The organism is Mesorhizobium sp. 01N446 (assembly GCF_056399285.1).
In genome coordinates, this window is sequence record NZ_JBFTRA010000004.1 from 25690 (window position 1) to 40582 (window position 14893).

Sequence of the window (14893 nt, forward strand, 5' to 3'; positions counted from 1 at the left end):
CACGGTGCGTTGGCCAAGCCCTGACGAATTGGGCAGCCCGCTTCCCGGCACGTCGGACTGAAGTCTGCTCCAAACGCATTGGTCTCACCAAGCCGTTGTGCGGAAAAGCCTACATATACGGTTCTTGTTATCTCCGGAAAGCTCGGAGAATGAGATGGATAGAAGCGACGCTCGTCAGCGCGTTGGAACGACACAACGGCGGATGGTGATAAAGGGAAGGCTACGCAAACAACGATGGCCCGAAGGTTATAGCCGCACTGCTTAACTGTAGCGTGGCTTCTGTTAAAGCCACGGCCAGCCAGTTGGACATCACCCGCACCCAGAAATCCGCCGCAGACTTTCGTCGTGGCTTCGCAGGGCCAGCAGACATGCTGGTGCACTACAAGGAATTGTTGGCCAACAATTCAGCGCGAAGGAAAGTGGAGGGCTACTGGGGTTGGTATTGGCACAGGGTGAAACGCCCGAGCGCACACAGAAAGAAGAGAGTGAGTTCTTGGATTACGGCCAAGAAGCCGATCGCTGTCTGCTAGCTGTTTCGTGGATGCGATGAACGTGCCCGTGCAATTTGCTCGCTAGCCGACTGTAGGAAGCGTACAAGCGGCGCTACCCAGCTTTAATTCCTAACGTGACCGGGGTGCTCGATCTCAGCCATCAGCCGGTTGAATGCGGCGGCGTCCTCCACCGTGTCGAATGGTCTTGCTGTAGCTGTTCCGTCGGCCGCCAGTACGACAGCTAGGAAGGGAAGGCCGATGATTGGTGGCGTGTAGACGACGTACGTTGGGCGCTTCTTCATAGCCTCTAATACTTCGGCCGAGGGCGCCGGCCAACGTGGCCTATGTGGCTAGATGGCAAGTGAAACTTTGCGCCTGGCTAGCCCGTAGCAAATCTGGATCTGGCGTGACGGAACATTAGCCGCTTCTAAAGGTTGTTGCGCGCGGCAGGTTGGTGCCTTTCATCGCCTACCGAAGATCGGGTCTCCGATCGGCCCGCGCTTTTCTCCGCCAGAGGGGCGCGGGCTTTCGCGTCTATATAGGAAGAAGGATGACCGACAACCCTGTTAAAACTTATGTGGTGAGCGTCTTCGAAAAGCCAAGCTGGCGCACTGTGCTGACCACCAGGGACAAGCAGAAGGCCCTCGATATGGCCAAAGAGATCGGCGACAAGGTGCGTGTCGAGGAGATCACGCCGAAGCCCAAGAAGCGCTAAGAATGGCCGGCGCCAGTTGGGAGTTGGGCGGCACTGGGGATGACGCCGGCCCGACGAACCGTGAGGTCTGCCGCACTGCTCGACCGTTAGTAAGTCGGCACAAGAGCGTCCCAAAAAGGCTTTCGGCGCCTCCGTCGTGGGAACGAAAAAAGAAGAGAAGCAGAACTTTCGTGTGCGATTTTTGCACAAGACATCCCATAACTGTCTGATATTATTTAAGTATCTGCCCCATCCATCATCGGGGCTATGGCTAGCCTATGTGATTGATATTGCTTCATTCTTATAATAGCTCAACTGGCTAGTTCACACCACACGAGAGACAGTCCTTCGGCGTGACCATACGCGACTTTAGGCAACAGGTGCTGAACGCCAGACTGGCCTCGGCGAGCCGGCGTACTCACCGACCTTCATATCGACGACATGTGCGATGTAGGCAAGTCCCCTCGCCGCTCCAAGGCCGCCGCCCTCGTTTCGACGGAGAGTGAAATGGGCCGGTACAACCGGCCCGTTTTCAATCAAGCCTCCTCAACGGATTCTTCCTCGACTTGTGCCGGGATCTCATCCGGTACGATTTGCGGTCCAACCCGGTCGGCAACGAGCATCGAAAGCATCATCTCGACAAGGCCGGTGGCGGCCCCTTTCTCGCCACCGGTAGCGCCGATCTGGATCTGCGGCACGATCGGCAGCCTGCCATTCTCGATCGCCTCGGCGAAGCGCATGAGAACCTGCGCGTTGAGCTGATAGTCGGGGCCGCCGAAGGCCGCGATCTTCTTCTCGGTGGCCTCGGCCTCCGCCAGACCGATGGCGCGTACCTTTTCGGCATCGGCAAAACCGGTCGCCTTGATGCGTTCGGCATCGGCAAGCGCGATGGCCTTGATCATGTCGGCCTCGCCATGACCGGCGAGGCGCACCTTCTCGGCTTCTGCCTTGGCAGTGACCTGAATGGTTTCCGCCTGCTGGCGGGTGCGGGCGAGTTGCGCCTTGCCTTCGTTCTCACTGATCTCGATGGTAAGGGCCGACGTTGTGATCTTGGCTTGCTGTTCGGCGAGCGCCTCCTTCTCACGCAAGGTGCGTTCCTGGATGGCCGCCTTCTCCTGCAATTTGTAAGTCTCGACCTTTTCGACCGCGATCTGGCGCTCGCGCAGCTGGATCAGGATCTGCTCTATGCTGTTCTGGCCATTGGCGGCCCTAGGCGTACCAATCAACACTTCCTGCAGCTCGAGGCTGTAGGTGTTGAATTTCTCGCGCATTTCCTCGCCCGATTTGCGCTGGATATCGCTACGCTCCTGCAAAAGCTGGATCAGCGTCTTTGTCTGGGCGATGTTCTTGAAGTAGGCGGAAACCATCGGGTCGAGCGTCTGTTCGACCAGCCGCTTGATGTCACCGAAACGCTGCACCACGAGCGGCGCCTTCATATAGTCGATATGCACGACGACGGAGAGCGGCAGCACAGGTTCGAACGCATCCTTGGTGATCAGCGACACTTCGGACAGGTTCTCGTCCAGCCTGTGTTCGCCAAACTGCTCCTTCGTCCATTTGAGCACGAAATTGGTGGTCGGCACGGTGATGATGTTGCCGGCATAGGTATTGAACGCATATTTGCCCGGCAGCAGCGGCGTTGACCAGACACCGCGCGCGCCGATTTCGACCAGCTCGCCGTGTCGGTATGCCTGCCCGGATATATCCGTGCCGTGGCGGCCGTTGTAGGAGACGACGACACCCACCGTGCCAACGTCGATGATCGTCTTCTTGACCAGTTCGACGGTCGCGAAAATGCGATTGAGGAAGTAGCTGCCGTCGGCCAGCACCTGCAACTGCCGGCCACGGTAGCCACCGGCACTGAGAAACTTCTCCGGGTCCTGAAAATTATTGTGGAAGTTCGGGTCGTTCGGATCGTTGGCGACGGTCGGTGCGATGATCTCGCCGTCCGGCAGGGCCGGACCGTCATGGATGGTGACGATACCGATCATGTCCTCGGCATTATGGATGACGATTGGCTCGTAGCCGCCCCGCTCCGAGATCATGCTGGACATATTGGTAAAAAGGCTTTGTTCCGACGCGCTCAGATTAACGGCATAGATCGACTGGGCGGTCAGCACGATGAATTGTGCGAGATTGATGGCATAGATGCCTTCACGCAAGACCTTGCGCTGCGGTCCTTTCTGTCCGCCTTTTTCGAGAAAGCCGCGCACATCCTGGAAGTCATCGGCGTCGGTGTTGGAAGCCAGTGTCTGCGTTGACGGCAGCGGCTTGCCATCACGGGCAAAGACATAGCCGATCTGACCTTGCGGGATGGTGACAAGATTGGCGCGATGCATCGAATACTGGAACGGCATGAAGAAATGCAGGCCACCGCGCACGACTTCCGGCTGGTAGCCTGCCTCACGGTTGAGCGCGATGAAGCCATTGCTGACGGAGCCTCGAAAACTCCATAGTTTTTCCAGGATGCCGAGCCTGTCGTTCGGGATGTAGCGGACCACGCCGCTCCACCAGACCAGGATTGCCAGCACGACGACCAGCGCGGCCACTTCGATCGCCGTCCATTCCATCGGGCCGAGATACTGTAGGGCTTCCATCTCTTGTTTCCTGCGGGCGCGCGGGTTTGTTCACCCAACGGCCACCCGGTTGGTGTTGATTCATGACGTGGGGAGATCGCGCACCGACGCGCCCGACGCACCAAGGGCGTGTCGAACGTTTGGGCTGCTCATTGTCTGGGAAAATGACCGCGCGTCCCGAGTCCCCAGTGAGGGAGGCGTGGCCTCAGCGATGTTACATCGGTGTTGCCTTGATAGACATAACGGCAGATGACGTAGGGATCGCGCCTACAGGTTTAAAGATAGTCCGCGCGGAAATCGTATAAGTATTTTCCAATCAAAGACGAGAACACACCCGACGAAGGCCGAACAGATCCCGGAATGTCCGTGTCACTCTTCCCGGAACGCTCGCGCTATCTGATCGGCCAGCGGCTTCACGAGGTAGGACAGCATGGTCCGGCTGCCGGTGGAGAAGAATGCCTCGACAGGCATGCCCGGCGCCAGGGTGAGGCCCTTCAGTTTCTTCAGCTCCGTGCGCGGCAGGCTGACGCGAACCGTGTAGAAGCCAGCGCCACTGCGCTCGTCGACGCTGAGATCGGCGGAGATCTCGTTGACCGCGCCGTTCAGTTCCGGCGTCACGCGCTGGTTGAACGCCGAAAGCTTCAGGGCCACGTCCTGACCCAGCGAGAGTTGGTCGATGTCCTGCGGGGCAATGCGCGCCTCAACGGTCAGATCATCCGCCACAGGCACCACGAGCATGATGACCTCGCCCGGCGAAATCACGCCGCCGATCGTGTGGACGGCAAGCTGGTGGACCACGCCATCCTGCGGGCTGCGGATGTCGATGCGCTTGAGCTGGTCTTCGGCGGACACCTTGCGTTCAACGAATTCGGATATTTTTCCCTGAACGTCGCGCAGTTCGGTCGCGACCTCGCTGCGCAGATCCTGGTCGACCTGGATTATCTGCAGCCGGGTTTCGGCGATGCGGCCCTTGGCCTGCGCAATCGATGCCGTCAGTTGCCCGTGTTCGCCGTCGAGCCGCACCGCGTCGCGCTCCAGCGCCGTCATGCGGTCGATCGAGACCAGCTTCTTCAGCCAGAGCGTGCGGATGCTGTCGAGCTCGGTGCCGATCAGTTTTATTTCCTGGCTCTTGGCCTCCCGTTGCTCGGTGAGTCCCGAGGCCTCCTCGGCAAGCTGCGCGATACGCTCTTGCAATTGAGCCTTTTGTCCGGCGCGAGCCTGCCGGCGAAACTCGAACAGCGACTTTTCGCCGGCCATGGCGCGCTCGACCGCTGGGTCGTCGCGCCTCGACGTCAATGAGGCCGGAAAATCAATGTCGGCATGGTCGTCGCGCTCGGCTTCGAGACGCGCCAGACGTGCCTCGAATTGGTCCAGGCCCTTCGTGACGATGGCCAGATTGGCGCGGGTGACGGTCTCGTCGAGACGGATCAGCACCTGACCGGATTTCACCGCATCGCCTTCGCGCGCCAGAATTGCGCCGACCACGCCACCGGTGGGATGCTGCACCTTCTTGACACTGGAATCGACGACCAGCTTGCCCGGCGCGATCACGGCACCGGAAAGCTCGGTGACCGCCGCCAGACTGCCGGCGCCACCAACCAGAAAGATGCAAGCCGCCACGCCGCCCAGCAGATAGCGTCGGATGGTCCTGTCGATGGTGGGGGCCACGGCCATCAGGATGCGTTCTCCTCGGGCGCGGACACGACCTTCAGCGGCACGCCAACCGGCCGGGTGACCTTGTTCAGGACTTCGTTCTTCGGCCCGAATGCCTGGACCCGGCCATTGGCCATGACCAGAACCTGGTCGAGGCTCGCCAGCGCGCTTGGACGATGCGCTACAACGATGGCGATGCCGCCGCGGGCGCGAACGCCCTGGATCGCCTCGGTCAAGGCGGCCTCGCCTTCGGAATCGAGGTTCGAATTGGGTTCGTCGAGGACGACCAGGAACGGATCGCCGTAGAGGGCGCGCGCCAGCGCCACCCTTTGCCGCTGGCCGGCCGACAGGGCCGACCCGGCCTCGCCGATGCGTGTCTCGTAGCCTTCCGGCAGATGCACGACCAGGTCGTGCACGCCCGCCGCCCGGGCGGCGGACAGGATCTTGTCCGAAGGCGCCTCGGGCTCGAAACGCGCGATGTTTTCGGCAATGGTGCCGTCGAACAGCTGCACATCCTGCGGCAGATAGCCGACATGCCGGCCGAGTTCCTCCGGCGACCATTGGTCAAGCGTTGCACCGTCCAGCCTGACGGCGCCGCGGCCCGGCAGCCAGATGCCGGCGACCGCCCGCACCAGCGAGGACTTGCCGGACGCGCTCGGCCCGATAATGCCGAGGCCGGCGCCTTTCTCCAGGGCAAAGCCGGCATCCTGCACGACCACGCGCCGCTCGCCCGGCGGCGTGACGCTGATGCCTTCGACCACAAGCGCCGCTGTCGGCGCCGGCAAGGAGACTGTGGTCGCCGCCTCGGGAAGCAGCGCCAGGAGCTGGGTGAGACGCGCCCAGGCCTGGCGGGCGGTGACGAAGCTCTTCCAGTGCGCGATGGCCAGTTCGATCGGCGCCAGCGCCCGGCTCATCATGATGGAACTCGCAATCATGATGCCGCCCGTCGCTTCTTGGTGAATGACGAGCCACGCGCCGATCGCCAGTATGCCGGATTGCAGCATCATGCGCAGGATCTTGGAGATGGTTCCAAGCGTGCCGGCGAGATCGCTCGCCTTGGCGTTGGTGCCCAGATACTCGGCGTTGATATCGGCCCAGCGTCCGGCGATGCGAGAACCGAAACCCATCGCCTGAAGCACTTCGACATTGCGCCGCGTCGCCTCGGCCAGCGTGTTGCGCGCGGCGGCCTGGCGGTTGGCTTCCTTGGCGGGCTCGCGCGTGCGGGCCTCGGCAAACAGCGTCAGGCTGAACAGCATGACGGCGCCGGCGAGCGCCGTCATGCCGATCCAGAAATGGAAGAGGAAACAGATGCCGAGATAGAGCGGCATCCATGGCAGGTCGAAAAGCGCTGTCGGCCCCGCGCTCGACAGGAACGACCGCACCTGGTCGAGATCACGCAGCGACTGCAGCCCATCGCCGGCGAGCTTGGTGCGCAAGGGCAACCGCATCAGTGCTGAATAGACCTGGCCGCTCAGCTTGGTATCCAGTCCCATGCCGATGCGCACCAGCAGCCGCGACCGGATGAGCTCCAGCACACCCTGGAAGACGAACAGCGTGCCGGCAAACACCGCCAGCCCGACCAGCGTCGGCACGCTGCGTCCGGGGATGACGCGGTCATAGACCTGCAGCATGAAGAACGAACCGGTCAGCGCCAATATGTTGACGACACCGCTCATCAGCGCGATGCCGGCAAAGGCGCGGCGGAAAGAAGCCAGAACCTCCGCGAGTGTCGTTCGCGGCGGCTCGGATGGACGGGATTGCGGCATCGCCTTCAAATGATTTCCAGTTCAGGCATCAGGCGGCGATGAACTGGAAATCGTCCTGATGAAGATTTGCCAGCGCAACATTCTTCAGGGTCAGCGTGTTGCCGGCGTCATGGGTGATCACCGTGTCGGCGCCGACCTGGGTGGCGGCGGCGAGCACGGAGGCGAAGTCGGCGAAAACATCGTTGCCGAACTGGATGACGTCGTCCGACGCGGCTCCAGCGGCGAAGTCCGTGATCGTGTCGAGGCCGAACCCGGCTTTGAATATGAAGGTGTCGTTGCCGGCGCCGCCCGACAAAAGGTCCTGACCGCCCCGCCCTTCTATCGTATCGTTGCCGCCGCCACCGAGGAGCATGTTGGCCGATGCGTCTCCACGAAGGATGTCGTTGAAGGCGGACCCGATGACGTATTTGATGTTCGTCAACGTATGCGTTTCGCTGGTCGCGAACACGGTATCGCTCGAGGGGAAAGTGCCGGAATAATGCACGACCTGAGCACCAGGTTGCGAGATGGCATCTTGCAGTGACGCCGACGATGACAGTGCCTGACTGGTGATAACCACGTCGAAATCGCCAAGACGGTTCGAGTAATCCGCCCTGTTGAAAATGACGATTTGATCGATCGTGGCCGCTTGACCAAGATCCACCTGCCACCATTCGCCCACGTTGGGCGTTCCGGTGTGGGTCACGGAATTGTGGTCGAAAACGCCATCGGTGTTGCCGTCAATGGCGCGGCTGGCGTCGCCTCCCCAGCCGGTGGTCTTCTGGCTTGCCGTGCCGTCCAAGGCGACATTCTGCCCGTTGTCGAAGACCTGCACTTCGGCAAGAGAAAGGTAGTTGCCATTGGTCTGGTAGACGCGGACGAATTGCCCGACCAGAGCCGCATGGTTCACGACGGTGGTTCCAAGCGCCAGATCGACCGATACCGCATCAGCATTCGACGCATAACTGACCGTCGCGTTGGCCCGGGCAACCAGATCCGCCCTGTTCCAGATCGTGCCGTCGGCGAAGACGACCTTGTCGACGCCTTGGCCGTAATAGTCGTTGAGCGTGTCCTTGAGCAGGACCGAGCCGCCGTCGCCGGTACCCGGCGCGCTTTCGGCGATCACCACCGACACATCATTGCCGTTGCGCACCAGGCTTACGGCTGAAGGATTGATGTCGCTGAACACCAGCCGGTCATTGCCGCCGTTGTTGGTTCCCTCGAAAATGGTGTCGTTGCCGTCGCCACGGGCGTAGAGGTAGCTGTCGTCACCTCCGGCGCCATTGAGCGTATCGTTGCCGGCGCGACCCTGGATCGTATCGGCGGAGTTGAAGCCGGTAATGGAGTCGTTGCCGGCGGTTGCAGCCTGATCCAGCAGTTTGACCCTGATGTCGGCCCGTGTCCAAACGGTGTTGTCGGCAAAGACGACCTTGTCGACGCCTTGGTCGTAGTAGTCGTCGAGGCTGTTCTTGAGCAGCACCGACCCGCCGTCTCCTGCGCCGGGCGCACTCTCGGCGATGACCAATGTCACATCATTGCCATTGCGCACTAACGTTGCGGCCGCTGGGTTGATGTCGGTCAGCCATAACTGATCGGCGTTGCCGCTGCTCGCACCTTCAACAATCGTGTCGTGGCCGCCGCCGCGAGCGTAGCGGTAGGTATCGCTGCCTGAGAATCCAACAAACGTCTCATCTGCCGCGGTGCTGGTCAGCAGCCTGTCGCGTAGTTGGGCCCTGGTCCAGATCGTGCCGTCGGCGAAGACGACCTTGTCGACGCCTTGGCCGTAATAGTCGTTGAGCGTGTCCTTGAGCAGGACCGAGCCGCCATCACCGGCGCCCGGCGTGCTTTCGGCAATCACCACAGACACATCATTACCGTTGCGCACCAGGCTTACGGACGCAGGATTGATGTCGCTGAACACCAGTCGGTCGTTGCCACCGTTGTTGGTTCCCTCGAAAATGGTGTCGTTGCCGTCGCCACGAGCGTAGAGGTAGGTGTCGTCGCCACCAGCGCCGTTGAGCGTATCGTTGCCGGCGCGGCCTTGTATCGTATCGGCGGAGTTGAAGCCGGTGATGGTGTCGTTGCCGACGGTTCCGGCCTGGTCCAGCAGCTTGACCCTGATATCGGCCCGGGTCCATGTCGTGCCATCGGCAAAGACGACCTTGTCGACGCCCTGGCCATAGTAGTCGTCGAGGCTGTTCTTGAGCAGCACCGAGCCGCCGTCGCCGGCGCCCGGCGTACTTTCAGCGATCACCACCGTCACGTCATTGCCGCTGCGCACCAGGCTGACGACGGCAGGGTTGATGTTAATAAACACCAGCCGGTCGTTGCCGCCATTGTTGGTGTCTTCGGTGACGGTGTCGTTGCCATCGCCACGAGCGTAGAGGTAGGTGTCGTCGCCACGGGCGCCGTTGAGCGCGTCGTTGCCGGCGCGGCCCTGTATCGTATCGGCGATGTTGAAGCCGACAATGGTGTCGTTACCGGCGGTTGCAGCCTGATCCAGCAGTTTGACCCTGATGTCGGCCCGGGTCCAAATCGTGCCGTCGGCGAAGACAACCTTGTCGACACCCTGGCCGTAATAGTCGTCGAGGCTGTTCTTGAGCAGCACCGAGCCGCCGTCCCCGGCGCCCGGCGTGCTTTCGGCGATCACCACCGTCACGTCGTTGCCGTTGCGCGCCAGGCTCACGGCCGAGGGATTGATGTCGGTCAGCAACAGCCGATCGCCGCTGCCGCTGTTCGTGTCTTCAACAATCGTGTCGTTGCCGCCGCCGCGGGCATAGCGGAAGGTGTCATCGCCCCAAAACCCGGCAAACGTCTCATTGGCGGCAGTGCCGGTCAGCAGCATGTCGCGCAGCTGGGCCCGGGTCCAAATCGTGCCATCGGCGAAAACGACCTTGTCAACGCCTTGGCCGTAACTGTCGTTGAGCGTGTCCTTGAGCAGGACCGAGCCGCCGTCGCCGGCGCCTGGCGTGCTTTCGGCAATCACCACCGTCACGTCATTGCCGTTGCGCACCAGGCTGACGGCAGCAGGGTTGATGTCGCTGAACACCAGTTGGTCGTTGCCGCCGCCGTTGGTTCCTTCGTTGATTGTGTCGTTGCCGTCGCCACGGGCGTAGAGGTAGGTGTCGTCGCCGCCGCCACCATTGAGCGTGTCGTTGCCGGCATGGCCGGCGATGATATCGGATGAACCCGTTCCGTTGATCGTGTCATCGCCGCTTGTGCCGGATGCCGAAACCAGCATGGCCCTGATGTCGGCCCGGGTCCAGATCGTGCCGTCGGCGAAGACGACCTTGTCGACACCCTGACCGTAATAGTCGTCGAGGCTGTTCTTGAGCAGCACCGACCCGCCGTCGCCGGCGCCCGGCGTGCTCTCGGCGATCACCACCGTCACGTCGTTGCCGTTGCGCACCAGGGTCACGGCCGAAGGATTGATGTCTGTAAACACCAACCGGTCGTTGCCGCCATTATTGGTGTCCTCGGTGATGGTGTCGTTGCCGTCGCCGCGGGCGTAGAGGTACGTGTCGTCGCCACCGGCGCCATTGAGCGCGTCGTTGCCCGCGCGGCCCTGGATCGTATCGGCGGTGTTGAAGCCGGCAATGGTATCGTTGCCGGCTGTTGCAGCCAGATCCAGCAGTTTGACCCTGATGTCGGCCCGGGTCCAAATCGTGCCGTCGGCGAAGACCACCTTGTCGACGCCCTGGCCGTAATACTCGTCGAGGCTGTTCTTGAGCAAGACAGATCCGCCGTCACCGGCACCCGGCGTACTTTCGGCGATCACCACCGTCACGTCATTGCCGCTGCGCGACAGGCTCACGGCGGCGGCATTGATATTGCTGAACACCAACCGGTCGTTGCTGCCATTGTTGGTGTCTTCTGTGATGGTATCGTTGCCGTCGCCGCGGGCGTACAGGTAGGTATCATCGCCGCCAGCGCCACTGAGCGCGTCGTTGCCTGCGCGGCCCTGGATCGTATCGGCAATGCTGAAGCCGGCGATCGTGTCGCTGCCGCTCGTACCCGCCCGGTCGAGCACGATCACCCTGAGATCGGCCCTGGTCCAGACCGTGCCGTCGGCAAAGACGATTTTCTCGATGCCGCGGTTGGAATTGTCTTCCAGCGTTTCCTTGACCGGGACGGAGCCGCCGTCACCGGCGCCCGGCGCACTTTCGGCGATCACCAGCGTCAGGTCGTTGCCGTTGCGCACCAGGCTGATATCGGCCGGGTTGATGCCTTCCAGCACCAGCCGGTCATCGGTGCCGCCATTGATGTCTTCGACGATGGTGTCGTTGCCGTCGCCGCGTTGATAGTGATACTCGTCATTGCCGCCGCCACCGAGAAGAGTGTCGTTGCCCCTGCCGGCGCGAACCAGGTCGTTTCCGCTTGTTCCCGTTACCGTGTCGTTTCCAGCAGTGCCGCCGACGAAATCGATGTTGGTGAACAGGTCACTTTTCGACCATGCCGTGCCCCCGGCGAAGACAATCCCGTCGACGCCGCTGTTGGGGTACGGGTCCGCATTGTTCTTCAACTGGATGGATCCGCCGTCGCCGGCGCCCGGCGCGCTCTCGGCGATGAAAAGCGTCACGTCATTGCCGTTGCGCACCACCGTCACATCCGAGCGGCTGATGCCCTCGAGAACGAGGCTGTCTTGTCCACCGCCGGAAGGTCCTTCGATGATGATGTCGTCCCCGTCGCTGCGGGCATAATGATAGGTGTCGCTGCCATCGCCGCCGGAGAGCGTGTCATTGCCGGTGCCGCCGCGCAGATCGTCATTGCCTCCGCCGGCATCGACAACGTCGTTGCCGGCACCCGCATTGATGATGTCGGCGCCACCGAAGCCCGTGATGGTGTCGTTGCCCGCCGTGGACACCTGGGCAAGGTACATCGCCCGCAGCTCCGCCCGCGTCCAGATGGTGCCGTCTGCGAAGACAATCTTATCGACGCCTTGGCCATTGTTCTCGTCGAAATTGGCCTTGAGCAGGATCGAGCCGCCATCTCCGGCGCCCGGCGCGCTTTCGGCGATCACCAGCGACGCATCGGCGCCGTTGCGGACCAACGTCACGGCCGACGGATTGATCCCGGTCAGGACCAACTGGTCGCCGGCGCCGCCGCCGCTGTCTTCCTGGATCGTGTCGTTGCCGTCGCCGCGGGCATAAATGTAGGTGTCGTTGCCGGCGCCGCCGTAAAGACTGTCCGCACCCTTGCCGCCGGTAAGCGTGTCGGCGCCATCGCCGGCGAAGACCTGGTCGTTGCCGTCGCCGGCATTGATCGTGTCGTTGACGGCAAAGCCGGTGATGACGTCGTTGCCCGACGTCGAGGACTGGGCAAGGAATGCCGTGCGCAGTGCGGCCCGGGTCCAGATCGTGCCGTCGCCGAAGACGATCTTGTCGATGCCCTGGTCGTAATATTCCTCGAAATTGTCCTTGAGCAGGACGGACCCGCCGTCGCCGGCGCCAGGCGTGCTTTCGGCGATGACGAGCGTGACGTCGTTGCCGTTGCGCACAAGGCTCACCGCCGACGGGTTGATCCCCTGCAGCACCAGCCGGTCATCGGTTCCGCCGGAAGCCGCCTCGATGATGGTGTCGTTGCCGTGGCCGCGCGCGTAATTGTAGATGTCGTTGCCCTTGCCGCCGTCCATGACATCGTTGCCGGCGCCGCCGGTGATGGTGTCGGCGGCATTGAAGCCGGTGATGGTGTCGTTGCCCGAGGTCGAGACCTGAGCCAGCCAGGCGGCCCGCATGGAGGCGCGTGTCCACGCCGAATTGTCGGCGAAGACGATCCGGTCGATGCCACGATCGGTGACGTCCTCGAAATTGTCCTTGAGCAGGATCGAGCCGCCATCGCCGGCGCCGGGCGCGCTTTCAGCGATGACGAGCGTGACGTCGGTGCCGTTGCGCACCAGGGTGACATCGGCCTGATTGATGTCGGTGAAGACCAGGCGGTCGCTGGAACCGCCCAGGCTCAGCTCGGTGATGGTGTCGTTGCCGTCGCCCCTGATATAATTATAGGTGTCGTTTCCGGCGCCGCCATTGAGGATATCGTCGCCCTTGCCGCCGGTGATGGTGTCGTTTCCGGCCAGCGCATTGACGATGTCGTCGCCCTCACCCGCATCGATGATGTCGACGCCGCTCGTGCCGGTGATGGTGTCGTTCCCGCTTGACATCGGCTATCCCCTTACGTCCAGAAACATTAGATATACTTAATATATTGGATCGATAGAGCTCTTACTAAGGTGAGTATTACCGATTTTTTGGGGAATCCAAGCCTATGCATTACAAATTTATTTGTCATGTAAGATTCGGTGGGAAAAATACTTACTGGATTGTTTACCGACGTAGCTGGCAAAGGAATTGGCCGCGACTCTATCCCTCTCCCGCGAACGAGAGCGGGCCGCTTCGATGCCTGCAATGGTTCAGTGCAGGCCCGCAAGCATATTGGTGACTGATGCGCCGAAAATCTCGACGCAGCCGCCAACCGCACCACGCTTCGCCCCCGCTTCATCGGTCGCGATTTCGGGATAGGCCGCAATGCGCTCCAGCCGGGCATGCTCCCCCGCACGGCTTTCGAAGACATAACCGGCGGAGCCGGCGACGGGCGTGCCTCGGCGGCTGACGGAGACCTCGATCGTGAAGGCCTGCTCGGGCGTCTTTTCACCCGCAGGTGCGCCGACCTTGACGATGCTGGCGAGCACAGGATTGGCCCGGCTTGTGACCAGGGCGCCACGGCGGGAGTTGACCGTGAATGTTCGATAGAGATCCAGCAAGGAGATCGAACGCAGCCCTGAAAAATCCTGCAACTCGGCCACCGCTTCGAACGGCGCGTGCTTGAAGCCACCCGCGACCTCGATTTTCTCCTGGGCGGCCGCGGCAAAGATGCTGGCGCCGCTACGCGAATATTCGACCGCGATCGCAAGCCGGTTGGACATCTCAGGATCGACGCCGAGCGAGGCAAAACCCTGGGCAAGCAGATTGTGATCGGCGGCGTTGAGATCGATCAGCCCCGAATGCCCTTGCAGCCGCGTCACGACAGCGAGGTCGCCGACCGTGCAGGAGACCGGTTCGAAATTCAGCGGCAGCCCGAGATCGCCCCCATCCCCCGAAAGCCGCGCCGCCAACACATTGGTCAGGCCTTCGGCGAGTAGCCCGAGCCGTTCACTTTCGGTCTCGTTCGAAGCGATCTTGAGGCGTGTCCAGGCGGTCAGGGCGAAGGTCGAGGTGATGGCGGAAACGATGAGGAGGAAGACCAGGACGGCGACGAGGGCGAAGCCATGTGGCTGAGGGATCGGGTGTTCAGTTAAATCCTCGGTCATTTGCGAGATAGTTTCTACGATCACGGCATTAGCAACGTTCGTGCCGCGTCCTTCATATCTTCGCTCGATTCAATTCCATTCAATTCACGATAGACAAACTTCGCTGCCAATATAGATGATTTTTCAAGAAATTTCGACTTAAATGAGAATTCTAGAAAATCAGCCACATCCAATCTCCTTAATTTTAATGCATATTCAGATGCCAGTATTATATGCATTACACTATAGCTGTCACCTCTTAGCTTGTATACGATCTCATCAATAGCCTCATCTCTACGACCCTCTTCCCACATAACCTGACACTCGGCTACGTGGCGCCTCACTGTACCTACCCCGTATGCCTCATCAAGAAATTCTCTCAGTCCATTATAGTCTTTCTCTCGTAGAAATTTCTTCTTTATGCCAAATATCCGATCTGATTCGCTCATGCT

7 protein-coding genes are annotated in these 14893 nt (G+C 61.3%); 1 reads left to right on the forward strand and 6 read right to left on the reverse strand.

Going from position 1 to position 14893, the window contains the following annotated elements:
* The first annotated feature begins 1041 nt into the window (after positions 1-1041).
* Positions 1042-1206 carry a hypothetical protein gene (locus AC1DPX_RS17095; protein ID WP_322414102.1) on the forward strand — a complete coding sequence of 55 codons (165 nt, stop codon included), beginning with the start codon at positions 1042-1044 and terminating at the stop codon, positions 1204-1206.
* Positions 1207-1721: 515 nt separating this feature from the next.
* On the opposite strand, the gene AC1DPX_RS17100 is transcribed toward AC1DPX_RS17095, so the two are convergent.
* From AC1DPX_RS17100 to AC1DPX_RS17125, 6 genes are all read right to left on the reverse strand, one after another.
* Entirely contained in the window at positions 1722-3782 is a 2061-nt protein-coding gene (locus tag AC1DPX_RS17100; protein ID WP_477238303.1) for an SPFH domain-containing protein, read from the reverse strand.
* A gap of 348 nt (positions 3783-4130) precedes the next feature.
* A complete protein-coding gene (locus AC1DPX_RS17105) occupies positions 4131-5435 on the reverse strand; it encodes an HlyD family type I secretion periplasmic adaptor subunit (protein ID WP_477238305.1) in 1305 nt (434 codons plus the stop codon).
* On the reverse strand, positions 5435-7180 hold the full coding sequence (locus AC1DPX_RS17110; RefSeq protein ID WP_477238307.1) for a type I secretion system permease/ATPase: 1746 nt from the start codon (positions 7178-7180) through the stop codon (positions 5435-5437). Before AC1DPX_RS17110 ends, AC1DPX_RS17105 begins: the two co-directional genes overlap by 1 nt.
* Before the next feature lie 28 nt (positions 7181-7208).
* Positions 7209-13316 (reverse strand): calcium-binding protein, encoded by a 6108-nt coding sequence (locus AC1DPX_RS17115; protein WP_477238309.1) that lies wholly within the window; start codon positions 13314-13316, stop codon positions 7209-7211.
* Positions 13317-13565: 249 nt separating this feature from the next.
* Entirely contained in the window at positions 13566-14462 is an 897-nt protein-coding gene (locus AC1DPX_RS17120) for a hypothetical protein (RefSeq protein ID WP_477238311.1), read from the reverse strand.
* 20 nt (positions 14463-14482) lie between these two features.
* Positions 14483-14890: a hypothetical protein gene (locus tag AC1DPX_RS17125; RefSeq protein WP_202354384.1), complete on the reverse strand. Its 408-nt coding sequence runs from the start codon at positions 14888-14890 to the stop codon at positions 14483-14485.
* Positions 14891-14893: the final 3 nt, after the last annotated feature.

Coding starts and splice junctions, on each gene's coding strand:
- AC1DPX_RS17100 (WP_477238303.1), bottom strand. CDS start 3,782: ATGGAAGCCCTACAGTATCTCGGCCCGATGGAATGGACGGCGATCGAA.
- AC1DPX_RS17095 (WP_322414102.1), top strand. CDS start 1,042: ATGACCGACAACCCTGTTAAAACTTATGTGGTGAGCGTCTTCGAAAAG.
- AC1DPX_RS17110 (WP_477238307.1), bottom strand. CDS start 7,180: ATGCCGCAATCCCGTCCATCCGAGCCGCCGCGAACGACACTCGCGGAG.
- AC1DPX_RS17120 (WP_477238311.1), bottom strand. CDS start 14,462: ATGACCGAGGATTTAACTGAACACCCGATCCCTCAGCCACATGGCTTC.
- AC1DPX_RS17125 (WP_202354384.1), bottom strand. CDS start 14,890: ATGAGCGAATCAGATCGGATATTTGGCATAAAGAAGAAATTTCTACGA.
- AC1DPX_RS17105 (WP_477238305.1), bottom strand. CDS start 5,435: ATGGCCGTGGCCCCCACCATCGACAGGACCATCCGACGCTATCTGCTG.
- AC1DPX_RS17115 (WP_477238309.1), bottom strand. CDS start 13,316: ATGTCAAGCGGGAACGACACCATCACCGGCACGAGCGGCGTCGACATC.